Genomic DNA, 18,098 nt, shown 5'->3' on the forward strand with positions numbered 1-18,098 from the left:
AGCGATGCCCGGTTTTTTTGTTTCCAAACGCGGTTAGATGATTAAGTCCAGTAGCAACACGATCAGCAAGCCTACCACCGAGTTCGTCAATTCCAGCAAGCCCCAGGTCTTAAACGTATCTTTAATCGACAGGCCGAAATACTCTTTAAACAGCCAGAAGGCGGCGTCGTTAACATGCGTCAGGGTGTTACTCCCGGACGCGGTCGCGAGCACCATCAGCGCCGGGTCGACGTTAAACGTCGTGATCATCGGCCCGACAATCCCGGCAGCAGTAATTGCCGAAACCGTACCGGCACCCGTCGCCAGACGTAACAGCACGGTGATGAACCATGCCATGATCAGCGGCGACACCGATGAGGTGCGCATCATATCGGCAATGTAGTCACCCACGCCGGTATCCATAATGATCTGCTTAAACGCGCCGCCTGCACCGATGATAAACACCACCAGTGCGACTTTCTCAATCGCGGTGGAATAAGAGAGCATCACGTCGGTCATCGATTTACCGCGCGCGGTACCGAAGGCGTAAAGCGCTACCAGTACGGCAATCAGCATACTGATTTGCGCACTGCCGACGAAGTTCAGCAGCGAAGTGATGTGCGGATTCGCCGGGACCACCAGTTTAATAAGCGTCACGCCGGTAATGATAATTGCCGGGATCAGCGGCACCAGTAAGCTGACGGCGAAAGAGGGCATTTCATCATCGCGAAACACTTTCTGCGATTCGAGCAACTGTGGGATTGGGCGGTCCAGGTTGCCCAGCAGTTTCGGCAAAATAATCCCTGAGCAAATCACCGTCGGGATCGCCACGATCACGCCGTAGATATACACCATCCCCATATCCGCATGGAATGCGGCCACCAGTGCGGTAGGGCCTGGCTGAGGCGGAAACAGGCTGTGCGCGGTAGTTGCTGCGGCGACCATAGTGATGCCAAGTTTCAGGAACGGGATTTTCGCTTCCCGGGCGATACTGATCACCAGTGGCGCGAGGATTAAGAACGCCACCTCATAGAACATGGCGAGGCCGAAAATCAGGCCGATAACCATGATCGCCCATTGCACTTTTTTCGGTCCAAAGCGCTGTAGCAGCGTTGAAGAAACCCGTTGGGCCGCGCCGGAATCCACCATCAGTTTACCGAGGATCGCACCAAACAGAATGATCAGCGCCAGGTGCCCGAGGGTACTTCCTATACCAGTTTCAATGGACTTGCCGATGGCTTCGAGCGGCAGGCCTTCACAAACCCCAACGAAGATCGCCGCCAGCAGTAACGCCAGCATCCCATTGATTTTGAACTTCATATTCAATATCAGCAGTACCACAACGCCAAGTGCCACCCAGATGACCGGCATGGCTTCAACAAGAGTGTTCATCCAGTTTCCTTGCTAACAATTATAATTGGTATGATATGTAGGTGAGGTTGGATATTACTCGGCTGAATGTGTTATACCAATTTAATTAGCAGGGTAAGTTTTAAAAGGTGACGCACCTCAAATAATGATGAAAAAGTGGCTTCGGTTTCATTGATGATGCTTGGTTGTGTCACATAATGTGCTTTTACGTTAACAAAGGTCGGATTGACGGCCTTAACCCGCCTTCCCGCCGGGAACTGCGCAAGCGCCAGCAGCGGGAATATGCGATAATAATGGTTTACCACCAACGAAGAGCCGAAGATGCAGTACCCGATAAATGAGATGTTCCAGACCCTGCAAGGCGAGGGTTATTTCACCGGCGTTCCCGCCATATTTATTCGCTTACAGGGATGCCCGGTAGGCTGTGCCTGGTGCGACACCAAACACACCTGGGACAAGCTTGCCGATCGGGAAGTGTCGCTATACAGCATCCTAGCCAAAACCAAAGAGAGCGACAAATGGGGTTCCGCCAACCCGGAAGAGTTGTTGGCGGTGATCGAACGCCAGGGCTGGACCGCACGTCATGTGGTGATCACCGGCGGCGAACCCTGCATTCACGATCTTATCCCGCTGACCCATCTGCTTGAGAAAAGCGGCTTCAGTTGCCAGATTGAGACCAGTGGCACCCATGAAATCCGCGCTGTTGCCACCACATGGGTAACGGTATCGCCGAAAGTGAATATGCGCGGTGGGTACGATGTGCTGCACCAGGCACTGGAACGCGCCGATGAAATCAAACACCCGGTAGGGCGGATGCGCGATATTGAAGCGCTGGATGAACTGCTGGCCACGCTTAACGACCAGAAACAGCGCGTGATTGCGCTTCAACCGATCAGCCAGAAAGAAGACGCCACGCGCCTGTGCATTGAAACCTGCATCGCCCGCAACTGGCGGTTCTCAATGCAGACGCATAAGTATTTGAATATTGCCTGATTGAGCTTTGCGCCCGAACGAAATGTGAAACGTTCGGGCGACGTCTCTTACTCGCCGCGATACACGCAGCCTGCGGTACAGGTTTCTTTAATCATCACCGCGCTCAGCAGCGGCATTTTCGGCTTCATCTGCTGCCAAATCCAGCGCGCCAGCACTTCACTGGTGGGGTTCTCCAGGCCTGGAATATCATTCAGATAATAGTGATCCAGCCGATCGTAGATCGGTTTAAAGGCCGCTTTTAACTCAGCGAAATCCACAATCCAGCCGGTATGCGGGTCCACTTCGCCGGTGATGTCCAGGCGCACCAAAAATGAGTGTCCATGCAGACGACCGCACTTATGGCCTTCCGGTACATGGGGTAAACGGTGGGCGGCTTCGAAGATGAATTCTTTAAAAATTGTGGTTGGCATGACGGGATCCTGGTGCAAAAAAACCGCCGTAGGGTACAGGAAACCACTTTTTTTAGCATTAACTAAAACCGGCATACGCTGGTGAAGTGGGATTTTTGTTATTTATTCTCTTTAATTATTTTATTAATCAAAGCCTTATTTAATCTGTTTTATCGCTAATATGTACCTGTAAAAACGGTTAGTCATTTTGGTTATTTGATATTTCAACCGCTTATTTAATAGATATCATGTCGCCCGGTAACCTTACATTCTGTTCTGTTTTTATAACGAAGACAGCTTTAATACTGGACATAACGACGCATGACGACTCAGGCCCCTCCGAACGCTTTGCTCCCGCTGAGCCCGGAACAACTGGCGCGCCTTCAGGCGGCCACTACGGACTTTTCCCCCACACAGCTGGCATGGGTTTCCGGCTATTTCTGGGGCGTGATTAATCAACAGAACGCAGCACCGGGTGCGGTAGTGCAAAACGCGCCAGAAGCCGCAGCCATTACGCTCATCTCTGCGTCGCAAACCGGCAACGCGCGCCGCGTGGCAGAAGCGCTGCGTGACGATCTGCTGGCTGCGAAGCTGAATGTGACGCTGGTAAACGCGGGCGACTATAAATTTAAGCAAATCGCCCAGGAAAAATTGCTGATCGTCGTGACGTCTACCCAGGGCGAGGGCGAACCGCCGGAAGAAGCGGTCGCATTGCACAAGTTCCTGTTCTCTAAAAAAGCGCCAAAGCTGGATAACACCGCGTTTGCCGTGTTCGGCCTGGGCGACAGTTCTTACGAATTTTTCTGCCAGTCCGGTAAAGACTTCGACAGCAAACTGGCGGAGCTGGGCGCAGAGCGCTTACTGGATCGCGTTGACACCGACGTTGAATTCCAGCCAGCCGCCCAGGCGTGGCGCGAGCGCATCGTCGAGGTGCTGAAATCCCGTGCGCCTGCCTCAACGGGCGCTGTGCCGCAAACGGCAATAGGCGCGGTGAATGATATAACCAGCACGCCGTACACCAAAGACGTGCCGCTGACCGCCAGCCTGGCGGTAAACCAGAAAATCACCGGGCGTGATTCTGAGAAAGACGTGCGTCATCTGGAAATCGACTTAGGCGATTCCGGCTTGCGTTACCAGCCGGGCGATGCGCTGGGCGTGTGGTATCAGAACGATCCGGAGTTGGTCGACGAACTGGTAGGCCTTCTGTGGCTGAAAGGGGATGAACCCGTTGAGATCGACGGCAAAACGCTGCCGCTGCGTGAAGCCCTGCAGTGGCATTTCGAGCTGACCGTTAACACCGCCAATATCGTTGAGAACTACGCCACGCTGACCCGCGCCGAAACCCTGCAGGATCTGATGGGCGATAAAAACAAATTACAGCATTACGCCAGCATCACCCCGATTGTCGATATGGTGCGTTTCGCCCCGGCGCAACTGGATGCTTCGCAACTTATCGGCCTGCTGCGCCCGCTGACGCCGCGTCTGTACTCTATCGCGTCTTCCCAGGCCGAAACGGAAAACGAAGTGCATATCACCGTTGGCGTGGTGCGCTACGACGTTGAAGGCCGCGCCCGCGCAGGCGGTGCCTCCAGCTTCCTGGCGGACCGCGTGGAAGAAGATGGCGAAGTCCGCGTGTTTATCGAACATAACGATAACTTCCGCCTGCCGGCTAATCCAGAAACGCCGGTTATCATGATCGGGCCTGGCACCGGTATCGCGCCGTTCCGCGCCTTTATGCAGCAGCGTGCTGCCGAAGGGGCGGGCGGTAAAAACTGGCTGTTCTTCGGCAATCCGCACTTTACCGAAGACTTCCTGTACCAGGTTGAATGGCAGAGCTATGTGAAAGAGGGCCTGCTGACCCGTATCGATCTGGCCTGGTCGCGGGATCAAAAACAAAAAATATACGTACAAGACAAACTGCGCGAACAGGGCGCGGAATTGTGGCGCTGGATTAATGACGGTGCCCATATTTATGTCTGCGGCGACGCCAACCGTATGGCGAAAGACGTAGAAAAAACGTTACTGGACGTGATTGCCGAATTTGGTGGCATGGATACCGAAGCGGCAGATGAATATTTAAGTGAGCTGCGCGTTGAGCGCCGTTATCAGCGAGATGTCTACTAATGAGCGAAAAACACCCTGGCCCACTGGTGGTCGAAGGCAAACTGTCTGACGCCGAGCGTATGAAGGTTGAAAGCAACTACCTGCGCGGCACCATTGCCGAAGATTTAAACGACGGCCTGACCGGCGGTTTTAAAGGCGACAACTTTCTGCTGATCCGCTTTCACGGCATGTATCAGCAGGACGATCGCGATATCCGCGCCGAGCGCGCCGCACAAAAGCTGGAGCCGCGTCATGCGATGCTGCTGCGCTGCCGCCTACCGGGTGGGATTATCACCACTAAACAGTGGCAGGCGATCGACAAGTTCGCACACGACAACACGATTTACGGCAGTATCCGTCTGACCAACCGTCAAACCTTCCAGTTCCACGGCATTCTGAAGAAGAACGTCAAGCCAGTGCACCAGATGCTGCACTCGGTTGGGCTGGACGCGCTGGCGACCGCCAACGACATGAACCGTAACGTACTGTGTACTTCCAACCCGTACGAATCCGAGCTGCACGCCGAGGCGTACGAATGGGCGAAAAAGATCTCCGAACATCTGCTGCCGCGTACCCGCGCTTATGCAGAGATCTGGCTCGACCAGGAAAAAGTAGCGACCACCGATGAAGAACCGATCCTCGGCCAGACCTATCTGCCGCGTAAGTTCAAAACCACGGTAGTGATCCCGCCGCAGAACGATATCGATCTGCACGCAAACGACATGAACTTCGTGGCGATTGCCGAGAACGGCAAGCTGGTCGGCTTTAACCTGCTGGTGGGCGGCGGCCTGTCCATTGAGCACGGTAACAAGAAAACCTATGCGCGCACCGCGAGCGAGTTTGGCTATCTGCCGATTGAGCATACGCTGGCGGTGGCGGAAGCCGTTGTTACCACCCAACGTGACTGGGGCAACCGTACCGATCGTAAAAACGCCAAAACTAAATACACCCTGGAACGCGTCGGCCTGGATACTTTTAAAGAAGAAGTGGAACGTCGCGCGGGTATTAAATTCGAACCGATCCGCCCGTATGAATTTACCGGACGCGGCGATCGCATCGGCTGGGTAAAAGGCATCGACAATAAATGGCACCTGACGCTGTTTATCGAAAACGGCCGTATTCTGGATTATCCAGGCCGTCCGCTGAAAACCGGCCTGCTGGAGATCGCGAAGATCCATAAAGGCGAATTCCGTATTACCGCCAACCAGAACCTGATTATCGCTGGCGTGCCGGAGAGCCAGAAAGCGAAGATCGAGAAACTGGCGCGCAATCATGGGCTAATGGATGCGGTCACGCCGCAGCGTGAAAATTCCATGGCCTGCGTGTCGTTCCCGACCTGTCCGCTGGCGATGGCGGAAGCCGAACGTTTCCTGCCGTCTTTTACGGATAAAGTCGAAGCGGTACTGGAAAAGCATGGCATCGGCGATGAGCATATTGTGTTGCGCGTCACCGGTTGCCCGAACGGCTGTGGCCGCGCGATGCTGGCGGAGGTCGGGCTGGTAGGCAAAGCGCCGGGCCGTTACAACCTGCACCTGGGCGGTAACCGTATCGGCACGCGTATTCCGCGGATGTATAAAGAAAACATCACCGAGCCGGAAATTCTGGCATCGCTGGACGAACTGATTGGCCGTTGGGCCACAGAGCGTGAAGATGGCGAAGGGTTTGGTGATTTCACCGTGCGTACCGGCATCATCCGCCCGGTCCTCGATCCGGCGCGTGATTTCTGGGAATAACCGGCCACGGCGGCACAACTAAAGAGGTCATTATGTCCAATTTGGATCTACAGGCGCTGAATGAATTACCGAAAGTGGATCGGATTCTGGCGCTGGCGGAAACCAACGCCCAACTGGAAAAGCTGAGCGCCGAAGAGCGTGTCGCCTGGTCGCTGGAAAACCTGCCGGGCGAGGTGGTGCTGTCGTCCAGCTTTGGTATCCAGGCGGCGGTGAGCCTGCATTTAATCACCCAGCAGCGCCCGGATATTCCGGTGATCCTGACGGATACCGGCTATCTGTTCCCGGAAACCTATCAGTTTATCGACGAGCTTACGGAGAAGCTGAAGCTGAATCTGAAGGTTTATCGTGCGGAGCAAAGCCCGGCCTGGCAGGAAGCGCGTTACGGCAAGCTGTGGGAGCAGGGCGTGGAAGGCATTGAGAAATACAATGACATCAACAAAGTGGAGCCAATGAACCGGGCATTGAGCGAGCTGAACGCCAAAACCTGGTTTGCCGGCCTGCGCCGCGAGCAGTCCGGTAGCCGTGCTAACTTGCCGGTGCTGGCGATTAGCCGGGGCATCTTTAAAGTGCTGCCGATCATCGACTGGGATAACCGCACGGTGTACCAGTACCTGCAAAAACACGGGCTGAAATACCATCCGCTGTGGGATCAGGGTTATTTGTCGGTGGGAGATACTCACACCACCCGCAAATGGGAACCGGGTATGGCGGAGGAAGAAACCCGCTTCTTCGGCCTGAAGCGCGAATGCGGACTGCACGAAGGTTAAATTTCGGAAACTATTCAATGCCTCCGCCATCATGCCGGGGGCTTTTTTTATCTTGCGAGCCGTCTTCCGTAACGGAGCGAGAAATACAGACAAAGATGGGATCGGGAATAAAATTGCGGCGGGTGCTTGAGGCTGTCTGGCTTTGAGCATTTGCAGGGTTCAGATAGTTAAAAGCCCCAGGAGATATTTCTATCAACCTGAGGCTACCAACCAAACCAGCAATTTGGATGTTAGTCTCTTCTTTATCTGGAGGCAAGACATGCTGTCAAAGTACGCTCTTGTGGCAATCATTGCGCTGTGTATCACCGCGCTGGGGTTCACGTTGATGGTGCGCGACTCGCTATGCGAGCTGCGCATTAAAGAGCGTGGTATGGAATTCAGCGCTGTTCTCGCTTACGAACCGAAGAAGTAGCTGAAACGCGGGGGCAACCCCGCGTATCGAAGGGTGAAGGTTTGGCCTCATGCACCCATTTTTACGTTTTGCCTGCTTTCGCCAGTTCTTTCACCAGCGGCAGCATAATCCGCATCACATCGCGGCTGCGTTTTTCAATTCTGCCAGGCAGGGCGCGATCGATATACTGCTGGTTATCCAGTTGGGCATTATGCCAGCTGGTGCCCGCAGGGAACTGCGCGCTCTTCGCCCGCTGTTGATAGCCGTCTTTCCGGCCTAACGACCAGTTGGTCGCTTCCACGGATAACACCGGAATTCCGGCCTTATCAAACACTTCTGCATCGTTGCAGCAGCCTGTGCCTTTTGGATAATGGTCATTAAGCCCAGGATTGGTGCTGGCGGCGATATGATTACTGCGCGCAATGGCCAGCGCCCGATCGCGAGTTAGCTTTCGCACCGCCGTCGGCGTGGATTGCCCGCTGTTGAAATAGAGTTTGTCCCCGACAATCAAATTATCCAGATTGATCACCAGCAGGGTGTTTTTCCGCTCCTGGGCGCTCATTCGTTTAAGGATATTTTCCGCGCCCAGTTTGCCTTCTTCTTCAGCACTGGTGGCGATAAAACGAATGCCGTACTGGGTTGGCGTGTCTTTCAGTTTTTCTGCCAGTTCCAGCATCACCCCAAGCCCGGCGGCGTTATCGTCGATGCCCTGTAACGTCAGGCCCCCCAGATTGGTGTCGATATCCGCATCGCTTTGCGGCGCGTAGGTATCAAGGTGCGCCATGATGATGATTTGCTGGGGCAGTTTGCCTTCATGGGCGGCAATAACGCTGGATCCCGTGACGTTCTGCCAGTTGGTCAGCTTATTGGCGCGGGTAAAAACGTAGCGGGTATTAAAGGTGCGGATGTCGCTTTGATATCCCCATTGAGCGAACTGCTGGCGGATATAGTCTGCGGAGAGCATTTCGGCAGGTGTGCCGGTCATGCGGCCAGGAAAATAGGTGGCAATATGGCGAGCCTGGGCGCTGGCGGTTTCACCGGGCACGGCGGCCTGGGCAAACACCGGAAAAAGAGCACCAACACTGAGCGCCAGACCGATTGCACACTCGATCGCACCACGGCGCAATGCGGGAAACATAGATAATCCTTAATCATGAAAACGCGGAAAAATTTTTTCGCCTAGTATGAAACTGTGATGTACGTTACACAATTTCATTTGCTCTGAAACCCCCGAAAAATCACGCCTTAAGCACTTTTTGAACTTTGCTTTGCCAGTGGCTTATTCCTTTGTGGAACTACTCATGCCAATTGGTAATTTCATTCGTTTTAAGGTGCCCCCTATAGTCGCTTCTGGATTCTGATGTTGAGTGAGCCAGCGAGTGGACTATCTTCCCCTGTTTGCAGACCTGAAAGCGCGCCCGGTGTTAGTCGTCGGCGGCGGCGAAATCGCGGTGCGTAAAATTAGCTTGCTGCGCCGGGCCGGCGCGGTGGTGCGCGTGGTTGCCAAAAAGCTGGCGGCAGAGCTACAGCGTGACGTTGATGCCGGTCATGTTGAATGGCTGGCCGCTGAGTTTGACGAGCAGCAGCTCGACAACGTTTTTCTGGTCATTGCCGCGACCAACAACCGCGAACTCAATCGCCAGGTGTTTGATGCGGCTAATGCGCGCCACCGGCTGGTCAACGTGGTGGACGATCAGCCGCTGTGCTCATTTATTTTCCCTTCGATTGTCGATCGGTCGCCGTTAGTGGTGGCGGTCTCTTCCGGTGGCAATGCGCCAGTGTTAGCGCGTTTGCTGCGTGAAAAGCTGGAGTCGCTGCTGCCGCAAAGCCTTGGACGTATGGCGACGGTGGCGGGCAGTTTCCGCGAGCGCATTAAAGGCGCGCTAACCACCACCGATGCGCGGCGGCGTTTCTGGGAGCAGGCGTTTCGCGGCCGCTTCGCCAGCCTGATGGCGGCGGGTAACGAACGTGCGGCGATTGAAACCCTGGAAGCCACGCTGGCAAACCCGCAGCAGCAACCCGGAGAAATCATTCTGGTGGGCGCGGGGCCGGGCGATGCCGGACTGCTGACGCTACGCGGCTTGCAGGTGCTTCAGCAGGCGGACGTGGTGCTGTATGACCATCTGGTCAGCGACGATGTGCTTGAACTGGTACGCCGCGATGCCGATCGCATTTGCGTGGGCAAACGCGCGGGAGAGCATGCCGTTCCTCAGCATGAAACCAACCAGATGCTGGTGGATTTGGCGCGTGAAGGCAAAACCGTGGTGCGCCTGAAAGGCGGCGACCCGTTTATTTTTGGCCGCGGCGGCGAAGAGTTGCAGGCGGCCCAACAGGCTGGGGTGGCGTTCCAGGTGGTTCCGGGGATCACTGCCGCCGCGGGTGCGACGGCTTACGCAGGCATTCCGTTGACCCATCGCGAGCATGCCCAGAGCGTGACTTTTGTGACCGGTCATTACAAACCGGACAGCCAGCCGTTCGACTGGGCGCATCTGGCCCAAGGCCGTCAAACGCTCGCGATCTACATGGGCACCATGAAGGCCGCGCAAATCAGTGAACAGCTTATACAACATGGCCGCGCTGCCGACACGCCGGTGGCGGTCATCAGCCGCGGCACCCGGAAAGACCAGCAGGTACTGACCGGCACATTACAACAACTCGATGACCTGGCGAAACGCTCGCCGATGCCCGCTTTACTGGTGATTGGCGAAGTGGTGGCGCTCAGTGAGCAATTAGCCTGGTTTCAACCGACCACTCAGGCAGAGGGCGATTCCTCTTCCGTAGTGACTTTGGCTTAGGTACTGGTGCGACAGGCCGTCATACAACGCCTGCGGTGTCAGGCCTTATAAGGAAAGGTTATGGATCAAAAACGACTCACTCACCTGCGACAACTGGAGGCGGAAAGCATCCATATCATTCGTGAAGTTGCCGCAGAATTCGCGAATCCGGTGATGATGTACTCAATCGGCAAAGACTCCAGCGTGATGCTGCACCTGGCGCGTAAAGCGTTCTATCCGGGTACGCTGCCTTTCCCGCTACTGCATGTTGATACCGGCTGGAAATTCCGCGAGATGTACGAGTTCCGTGACCGTACCGCTAAAGCCTATGGCTGCGAACTGCTGGTGCACAAAAATCCGGAAGGCGTGGCGATGGGCATTAACCCGTTCGTCCACGGTAGCGCCAAACATACCGACATCATGAAAACCGAGGGCCTGAAGCAGGCGCTGAATAAATACGGTTTTGATGCAGCCTTTGGCGGCGCGCGCCGCGATGAAGAGAAATCCCGCGCTAAAGAGCGTATTTACTCGTTCCGCGATCGCTTCCACCGCTGGGACCCGAAAAACCAGCGCCCGGAATTGTGGCACAACTACAACGGCCAGATTAACAAGGGCGAAAGCATCCGCGTATTCCCGCTGTCTAACTGGACCGAGCTGGATATCTGGCAATACATCTACCTTGAAAATATCGACATTGTCCCGCTGTACCTGGCCGCTGAGCGCCCGGTGCTGGAGCGCGACGGCATGCTGATGATGATCGACGACGACCGTATCGATCTTCAGCCTGGCGAAGTGATCGAAAAACGGATGGTGCGCTTCCGTACCCTGGGCTGCTGGCCTCTGACCGGCGCGGTGGAATCCGATGCGCAAACGCTGCCGGAAATCATCGAAGAAATGCTGGTTTCCACCACCAGCGAACGGCAGGGCCGCATGATTGACCGCGATCAGGCAGGCTCTATGGAGCTTAAAAAACGTCAGGGTTATTTCTAAGGAGCCGGCGAATGAACACCACGATTGCCCAACAAATTGCTAACGAAGGTGGCGTTGAGGCTTACCTGCACGCACAACAGCACAAAAGTCTGCTGCGATTCTTGACCTGCGGAAGCGTTGATGACGGGAAAAGCACCCTGATAGGCCGCCTGCTGCACGATACCCGCCAGATTTATGAAGATCAGCTCTCTTCACTGCATAACGACAGCAAACGCCACGGCACCCAGGGTGAAAAACTCGACCTGGCGCTGCTGGTGGATGGCCTACAGGCCGAGCGCGAGCAGGGCATCACGATCGATGTGGCGTACCGCTATTTCTCTACTGAGAAGCGCAAATTTATTATCGCCGACACCCCAGGCCATGAGCAGTACACCCGCAACATGGCGACAGGCGCATCAACCTGCGATCTGGCGATCCTGCTGATTGACGCCCGTAAAGGCGTGCTCGATCAGACCCGTCGCCACAGTTTTATCTCCACGCTGCTGGGGATTAAGCATCTGGTGGTGGCGATTAACAAAATGGATCTGGTGGAGTTCAGCGAACAAACCTTCGAGCAGATCAAACAGGATTATCTAACCTTCGCCGAACAGTTGCCGGGCTCGCTGGATATCCGTTTCGTGCCGCTGTCGGCGCTGGAGGGCGATAACGTTGCCAGCCAGAGCGACAAAATGTCATGGTACAGCGGCCCGACGCTGCTGGAAGTGCTGGAAACCGTCGAAATCCGCAAAGACGTAGAGCAGCAGTCTTTCCGCTTCCCGGTACAGTACGTTAACCGTCCGAACCTCGATTTCCGGGGTTATGCCGGTACCGTGGCGTCCGGTGTGGTGAAAGTGGGCCAGCGTATTAAAGTGCTGCCCTCTGGCGTGGAGTCCAGCGTCGCGCGTATCGTTACCTTTGATGGCGATCTGGAACAAGCGGCGGCAGGGGAAGCCATCACGCTGGTGCTGAAAGATGAAATCGACATCAGCCGCGGTGATGTCTTGCTGGACGCCAGTGAAAATCTGGCTATCGCGCAGGCCGCGAAAGTTGACGTGGTCTGGATGGCGGAACAACCGCTAACGCCGGGCCAGAGCTACGACATTAAAGTCGCCGGTAAAAAGACCCGCGCCCGGGTCGACAATATTCAGTTCCAGGTAGACATCAACAACCTGACCCAGCGCGTGGTGGAAACTCTGCCGCTGAACGGTATCGGGCTGGTGGATCTGACTTTTGACGAACCGCTGGTGCTGGATCCCTATCAGCATAACCCGGTAACCGGCGGCCTGATCTTTATCGACCGTCTGTCTAACGTGACCGTAGGCGCAGGTATGGTGCTTGAACCGCAGGTAGACCTCTTCCAGGAGCCTTCGGCTTACAGCGCATTTGAGCTGGAGCTGAACGCGCTGGTACGCCGTCATTTCCCGCACTGGGGCGCGCGCGATTTGCTGGGAGGCAAGTAATGGCCGCCCATGACGAAAATGTCGTCTGGCATACGCATCTGGTGACCCAGCAGGCCCGTGAGCAGCTTCACGGGCACCGGGGTGCTGTGCTGTGGTTTACCGGGCTTTCGGGCTCGGGTAAATCCACCCTCGCAGGGGCGCTGGAAACGGCGCTTCACGAGCGCGGCGTCAGCACCTATTTGCTGGATGGCGATAATGTGCGCCACGGCCTGTGCAGCGACCTCGGCTTTAGCGATGCTGACCGTAAAGAAAATATTCGCCGGGTAGGAGAAGTCGCTAACCTGATGGTGGATGCCGGGCTGGTAGTATTGACGGCGTTTATATCTCCGCACCGCGCAGAACGTGCAATGGTGCGCGAGCGGGTAGGGGAAGGGCGCTTTATCGAAGTGTTTGTTGATACCCCGCTGGAAGTCTGCGAAGCGCGCGATCCTAAGGGATTGTATAAAAAAGCCCGCGCCGGCGAGTTGCGCAACTTTACCGGTATCGACGCGGTATATGAAGCCCCTGACCGCCCGGAAATCCATTTAGATGGTGAACAATTAGTAACAAATTTGATTGCGCAAATATTAGACCTGCTGCGGCGGGACGATATTATCAAATTCTGAGACAGCGCCGGGAGACTCTCTCTTCCGGCAAGTCAGGTCACAGGATCGGGTATGCGCAATTCAACAAACATGATTATCTCGCAGGCATCTGTCCCGCCTGCTGCTGAAGAGACAACCTGGACATTCCCTGGGGCTATTCTTGGGTTTTTGGCGTGGCTGTTGGCGTTGGGTTTTCCTTTCCTGTTCTATGGTTCCAACACCCTGTTCTTCTTTCTCTATACCTGGCCTTTCTTCCTGGCGTTGATGCCCGTGGCGGTGGTTATCGGCATTGCGCTACATTCATTGCTTGATGGTCGGCTGATCGTCAGTTGCGTGATGACTATCCTGACCGTCGCGCTCATGTTTGGCGTATTGTTCCTCTGGTTAATGAGCTAAGTTAAGACATACTTCCAGGCGTAACGAGTTATTAATTCCGCTCCCGGTCCGCACCTGGAGGCGCATATTGCCGTGTTATGTGATACATTTTGCCGCTGTTTTTTTGGAGTCGGATTGGGCCAGGTAGTGCCCGATGGAAAGTTATGGGATGATTATGCCGTTTTTCAGGGGGCAGAATGGGTAAACTAACACTGCTATTGCTGGCATTAGTCGTCTGGCTACAATATTCATTGTGGTTTGGTAAAAACGGCGTTCATGACTACACCCGCGTCAGCGATGACGTGGCGGCCCAGCAGGCAACCAACGCAAAACTCAAAGCGCGTAATGACCAGCTTTTCGCCGAAATTGACGATCTCAACGGCGGACAAGAAGCGATTGAAGAACGCGCGCGTAACGAATTGAGCATGACCAAACCGGGCGAAACCTTCTTTCGTCTGGTGCCCGACGCCTCTAAGCAGGCGGCGGGGTCACGGCAGAATAATCGATAACAGGCTCAGGTTTCACACATGGCATCTTCCTGTGCGGACGTGATTGCCGTGGTGCCGGCTGCCGGGATTGGCAGCCGCATGCAATCAGACTGTCCCAAACAATATCTCACCATTGGCGACCACACGATCCTTGAACATGCGGTGGCGAGTTTACTGCGCCACCCTCGCGTGGGCCGCGTGATCGTAGCCGTCAGCCCTTCTGACAGGCAATTTGATGCGCTGCCGCTGGCGCACAATCCACGCGTAATGCGCGTTGACGGTGGCCGCGAGCGGGCGGATTCGGTGCTGGCGGGTTTAAAAATGGCCGACAATGCCGCATGGGTGCTGGTGCATGACGCCGCACGGCCTTGCCTGCATCCAGACGATCTGGACGCGCTGCTGGCGATCACGGCGCACAGCTGCGTCGGTGGAATTTTGGCCGCGCCGGTGCGCGACACCATGAAACGCGGCGAGCCGGGAAAAGCGTTAATCGCCCATACCGTTGAGCGAACCGATCTCTGGCATGCGCTGACCCCGCAACTCTTTCCTCTTGAATTACTGCGCGACTGCCTGGTCCGCGCCCTCAACGAAGGAGCGACGATCACCGACGAGGCGTCGGCGCTGGAACACTGCGGCTACCATCCTGAACTGGTGGCCGGACGTGGCGATAATATTAAAGTGACACGTCCTGAAGACCTTGCCCTTGCGGCATTTTATCTTACCCGTTTAACCCAGATGGAGAATGCATAATGCGGATCGGACATGGCTTCGATGTACACGCCTTTGGCGGCCCAGGCCCACTGATCATTGGGGGAGTGCGTATCCCTTATGAAAAAGGCCTGCTGGCCCATTCGGACGGTGACGTGGCATTGCATGCTTTGACCGACGCGCTGTTAGGTGCAGCGGCGCTGGGCGACATCGGCAAACTGTTCCCGGATACCGACCCGGCGTTTAAAGGTGCTGACAGCCGCGAGCTGCTGCGCGAAGCCTGGCGCCGTATTCAGGCCAAAGGTTACACGCTTGGCAACGTCGATGTGACGATCATCGCCCAGGCCCCGAAAATGCTGCCGCACATTCCGCAAATGCGCGTGTTTATCGCTGAGGATCTGGGCTGCCATATGGATGACGTTAACGTCAAAGCCACCACTACCGAGAAGCTGGGCTTTACCGGGCGCGGCGAAGGTATTGCCTGCGAAGCGGTGGCGCTGTTGGTGAAGGTAAAAGCCTGATGGATTTTGAACAACTCAGTTGGCTGCATGGCAAACCGCAGGGCTCGGGCACGCTGAAAGCCTCGCCGGAAGATTTCGTGGTCGTGGAAGATTTAGGCTTTGCACCGGACGGCGAAGGCGAGCAACTGCTGGTGCGCATTGTAAAAAAAGGCTGCAACACCCGCTTTGTGGCCGATGCGCTGGCTAAATTCCTTAAAGTGCCAGCCCGCGAAGTCAGCTTCGCCGGACAAAAAGACAAACATGCCGTCACTGAGCAGTGGCTTTGCGTTCGCTTACCCGGCAAGGACATGCCAGATTTAAGTGGCTTTGCAGTGGAAGGCTGCCAGGTGCTGGAGTACGCGCGTCATAAGCGCAAACTGCGCACCGGGGCATTAAAAGGCAATCATTTCACGTTGATATTGCGCGACATTACCCGGCGCGATGAGCTGGAAACTCGCCTCAATGCGGTAAAAAACGACGGCGTGCCTAACTATTTCGGCCCGCAGCGTTTTGGGCGCGGCGGCAGTAACCTGATTCAGGCGCGGGTATGGGCGCAAAATAACATGCCGCTGCGCGATCGAAATAAACGCAGTTTTGCGTTGTCAGCAGCCCGCAGCGCGTTGTTTAATCAGCTTGTCAGCGAGCGGCTTAAAAAAACAGACTTTAATCAAGTTGTTGACGGCGATGCGCTACAATTAGCGGGGCGCGGAAGCTGGTTTGTGGCGACGCAGGAAGAACTGCCCACGCTCCAGGAGCGTGTGAATAATCATGAACTGTTAATTACGGCGGCGCTGCCGGGCGCCGGCGAGTGGGGAACCGTGCGTCAGGCGCTGGAAAATGAACAGCAACGCATTTCGCAAGAGGCGGATTTACAGGCTTTATTAGAGCGTGAGAAAGTAGAAGCCGCCCGTCGCGCGATGCTGATGTATCCCCAGGCGATGAGCTGGGTGTGGCAGGATGACGCGACCGTAGAAGTGCGTTTTTGGTTGCCTGCGGGTAGTTTTGCCACCAGTGTGGTAAGGGAATTGATAACAACGTCGGGTGATTATGCGGATATTGCTGAGTAACGATGATGGAATCCATGCGCCGGGGATCCAAACCCTGGCGAAAGCCTTACGCGAATTCGCCGAGGTGCAGGTTGTCGCACCCGATCGCAACCGCTCCGGCGCGTCAAACTCGCTGACGCTTGAGTCTTCTCTGCGCACTTTCGAATACCCCAACGGTGATATCGCCGTGCAAATGGGCACGCCTACCGACTGCGTTTATCTCGGCGTCAATGCGCTGATGCGCCCGCGTCCTGACGTGGTGGTGTCTGGTATCAATGCCGGGCCGAATCTTGGTGATGACGTTATCTATTCGGGCACGGTAGCGGCGGCGATGGAAGGGCGTCACCTCGGTTTCCCCGCCCTGGCGGTATCGCTAAACGGCTTTGAGCATTATGAAACCGCGGCGGCAGTCACCTGTTCCATCCTGCGGGCGCTAGAGCGCGAACCGTTGCGCACTGGTCGCATTCTGAACATCAACGTTCCTGACCTACCGTTGTCTGAGATTAAAGGCATCCGCGTAACGCGCTGCGGCAGCCGTCATCCGGCAGATAAAGTCATTCCTCAGCAGGACCCGCGCGGTAATACGCTGTACTGGATCGGGCCGCCCGGCGAAAAGCACGATGCCGGACCGGAAACCGATTTTGCTGCTGTGGATGAAGGTTATGTTTCGGTAACGCCTCTTCACGTTGACCTGACGGCTTATAGCGCGCAGGAGGTTGTCTCCACCTGGCTTGATCGTGCGGGAGTGGATGGGCAATGGTAAGTAATCGCGTACAAACACTTTTAAAACAGTTGCGTGCGCAAGGAATTAGCGACGAGCGCGTGCTTGAGGCATTAGCTCAGGTTCCGCGCGATAAGTTCGTGGACGAGGCGTTTGAACATAAAGCCTGGGATAACGTCGCGCTGCCGATAGGCCAGGGGCAGACCATTTCGCAACCTTATATGGTTGCCAGAATGACAGAGCTGCTGGAGCTGACGCCTGAATCACGGGTGCTGGAAATTGGTACTGGCTCGGGTTATCAAACCGCCATTCTGGCGCATCTGGTTCATCATGTCTGTTCGGTAGAGCGCATTAAAGGGCTTCAGTGGCACGCCAGACGCCGCCTGAAACAGCTCGATTTACACAACGTTTCAACCCGTCACGGTGATGGTTGGCAAGGCTGGAAAGCACGCGCGCCGTTTGACGCTATTATTGTCACAGCAGCGCCGCCTGAGATCCCTGCCGCCTTAATGGCGCAGTTGGACGACGGCGGTATTCTTGTTTTGCCTGTGGGCGATGAACACCAGCTGTTAAAGCGGGTTCGTCGGCGGGGCGACGAGTTCATTATCGACACCGTGGAAGCCGTTCGCTTCGTACCTTTAGTTCGGGGTGAACTGGCATAACCAGGAGTTTTTCCTGTTTCCTTATCGGCTTTTCGGCGTATGGTGAGGCGAATTTTCACTTTGCTGATAGCCGGGCACGGTTGTC

The 18,098-nt window shown here is 55.6% G+C and carries 19 protein-coding genes; 16 read left to right on the plus strand and 3 right to left on the minus strand.

Annotated features, from left to right (window positions below):
• Positions 1–33: 33 nt before the first annotated feature.
• Positions 34–1,371 carry a gluconate:H+ symporter gene (locus RT120_RS14015; protein WP_312983420.1) on the minus strand — a complete coding sequence of 446 codons (1,338 nt, stop codon included), beginning with the start codon at positions 1,369–1,371 and terminating at the stop codon, positions 34–36.
• Positions 1,372–1,671: 300 nt separating this feature from the next.
• Between RT120_RS14015 and queE the strand changes: the two genes are divergently transcribed.
• Positions 1,672–2,343: a 7-carboxy-7-deazaguanine synthase QueE gene (gene queE / locus RT120_RS14020; protein WP_312983422.1), complete on the plus strand. Its 672-nt coding sequence runs from the start codon at positions 1,672–1,674 to the stop codon at positions 2,341–2,343.
• A 47-nt stretch (positions 2,344–2,390) separates the two neighbouring features.
• On the opposite strand, the gene queD is transcribed toward queE, so the two are convergent.
• On the minus strand, positions 2,391–2,753 hold the full coding sequence (gene queD, locus RT120_RS14025) for a 6-carboxytetrahydropterin synthase QueD (RefSeq protein ID WP_312983423.1): 363 nt from the start codon (positions 2,751–2,753) through the stop codon (positions 2,391–2,393).
• A 300-nt stretch (positions 2,754–3,053) separates the two neighbouring features.
• Here queD and cysJ point away from each other — a divergent pair, with 300 nt between their 5' ends.
• The 4 genes from cysJ (at position 3,054) to RT120_RS14045 (ending at position 7,747) form a co-directional block, all read left to right on the plus strand.
• Positions 3,054–4,856: an NADPH-dependent assimilatory sulfite reductase flavoprotein subunit gene (cysJ, locus tag RT120_RS14030; RefSeq protein WP_312983424.1), complete on the plus strand. Its 1,803-nt coding sequence runs from the start codon at positions 3,054–3,056 to the stop codon at positions 4,854–4,856.
• Complete coding sequence (gene cysI, locus RT120_RS14035; protein WP_312983426.1) at positions 4,856–6,568, plus strand: assimilatory sulfite reductase (NADPH) hemoprotein subunit; 1,713 nt, start codon at positions 4,856–4,858, stop codon at positions 6,566–6,568. Before cysJ ends, cysI begins: the two co-directional genes overlap by 1 nt.
• A 32-nt stretch (positions 6,569–6,600) precedes the next feature.
• On the plus strand, positions 6,601–7,335 hold the full coding sequence (cysH, locus tag RT120_RS14040; protein ID WP_312983429.1) for a phosphoadenosine phosphosulfate reductase: 735 nt from the start codon (positions 6,601–6,603) through the stop codon (positions 7,333–7,335).
• A gap of 259 nt (positions 7,336–7,594) precedes the next feature.
• Positions 7,595–7,747, plus strand: a complete 153-nt coding sequence (locus tag RT120_RS14045; protein WP_144130645.1) for a Hok/Gef family protein — start codon at positions 7,595–7,597, stop codon at positions 7,745–7,747.
• 61 nt (positions 7,748–7,808) lie between these two features.
• Here RT120_RS14045 and RT120_RS14050 read toward each other — a convergent pair whose 3' ends face one another.
• On the minus strand, positions 7,809–8,864 hold the full coding sequence (locus RT120_RS14050) for an aminopeptidase (RefSeq protein WP_312983431.1): 1,056 nt from the start codon (positions 8,862–8,864) through the stop codon (positions 7,809–7,811).
• A 241-nt stretch (positions 8,865–9,105) separates the two neighbouring features.
• Between RT120_RS14050 and cysG the strand changes: the two genes are divergently transcribed.
• The 11 genes from cysG (at position 9,106) to RT120_RS14105 (ending at position 18,013) form a co-directional block, all read left to right on the plus strand.
• Positions 9,106–10,521, plus strand: coding sequence for a siroheme synthase CysG (gene cysG, locus RT120_RS14055; protein WP_312983542.1), 1,416 nt, complete (start codon positions 9,106–9,108; stop codon positions 10,519–10,521).
• A 60-nt stretch (positions 10,522–10,581) separates the two neighbouring features.
• On the plus strand, positions 10,582–11,490 hold the full coding sequence (gene cysD / locus RT120_RS14060) for a sulfate adenylyltransferase subunit CysD (protein WP_312983433.1): 909 nt from the start codon (positions 10,582–10,584) through the stop codon (positions 11,488–11,490).
• 11 nt (positions 11,491–11,501) lie between these two features.
• Positions 11,502–12,929, plus strand: coding sequence for a sulfate adenylyltransferase subunit CysN (gene cysN / locus RT120_RS14065; RefSeq protein WP_312983436.1), 1,428 nt, complete (start codon positions 11,502–11,504; stop codon positions 12,927–12,929).
• Positions 12,929–13,534: an adenylyl-sulfate kinase gene (gene cysC / locus RT120_RS14070; protein ID WP_312983438.1), complete on the plus strand. Its 606-nt coding sequence runs from the start codon at positions 12,929–12,931 to the stop codon at positions 13,532–13,534. The genes cysN and cysC overlap by 1 nt, the downstream gene beginning before the upstream one ends.
• A gap of 51 nt (positions 13,535–13,585) precedes the next feature.
• The gene (locus RT120_RS14075) at positions 13,586–13,909 is read left to right on the plus strand and encodes a DUF3561 family protein (protein WP_312983439.1); all 324 of its coding nucleotides are present in this window, start codon (positions 13,586–13,588) and stop codon (positions 13,907–13,909) included.
• A gap of 176 nt (positions 13,910–14,085) precedes the next feature.
• A complete protein-coding gene (gene ftsB, locus RT120_RS14080; protein ID WP_125295616.1) occupies positions 14,086–14,397 on the plus strand; it encodes a cell division protein FtsB in 312 nt (103 codons plus the stop codon).
• Positions 14,398–14,415: 18 nt separating this feature from the next.
• On the plus strand, positions 14,416–15,126 hold the full coding sequence (ispD, locus tag RT120_RS14085) for a 2-C-methyl-D-erythritol 4-phosphate cytidylyltransferase (RefSeq protein ID WP_312983442.1): 711 nt from the start codon (positions 14,416–14,418) through the stop codon (positions 15,124–15,126).
• A complete protein-coding gene (gene ispF / locus RT120_RS14090; RefSeq protein WP_183170052.1) occupies positions 15,126–15,605 on the plus strand; it encodes a 2-C-methyl-D-erythritol 2,4-cyclodiphosphate synthase in 480 nt (159 codons plus the stop codon). Before ispD ends, ispF begins: the two co-directional genes overlap by 1 nt.
• Entirely contained in the window at positions 15,605–16,651 is a 1,047-nt protein-coding gene (gene truD / locus RT120_RS14095) for a tRNA pseudouridine(13) synthase TruD (RefSeq protein WP_409515052.1), read from the plus strand. The genes ispF and truD overlap by 1 nt, the downstream gene beginning before the upstream one ends.
• The gene (gene surE / locus RT120_RS14100; RefSeq protein WP_161660302.1) at positions 16,632–17,393 is read left to right on the plus strand and encodes a 5'/3'-nucleotidase SurE; all 762 of its coding nucleotides are present in this window, start codon (positions 16,632–16,634) and stop codon (positions 17,391–17,393) included. Before truD ends, surE begins: the two co-directional genes overlap by 20 nt.
• Positions 17,387–18,013 (plus strand): protein-L-isoaspartate(D-aspartate) O-methyltransferase, encoded by a 627-nt coding sequence (locus tag RT120_RS14105; RefSeq protein ID WP_125294887.1) that lies wholly within the window; start codon positions 17,387–17,389, stop codon positions 18,011–18,013. Before surE ends, RT120_RS14105 begins: the two co-directional genes overlap by 7 nt.
• The last annotated feature ends 85 nt before the right edge of the window (positions 18,014–18,098 follow it).

This window comes from Atlantibacter sp., assembly GCF_032062175.1.
Lineage (GTDB): Bacteria > Pseudomonadota > Gammaproteobacteria > Enterobacterales > Enterobacteriaceae > Atlantibacter.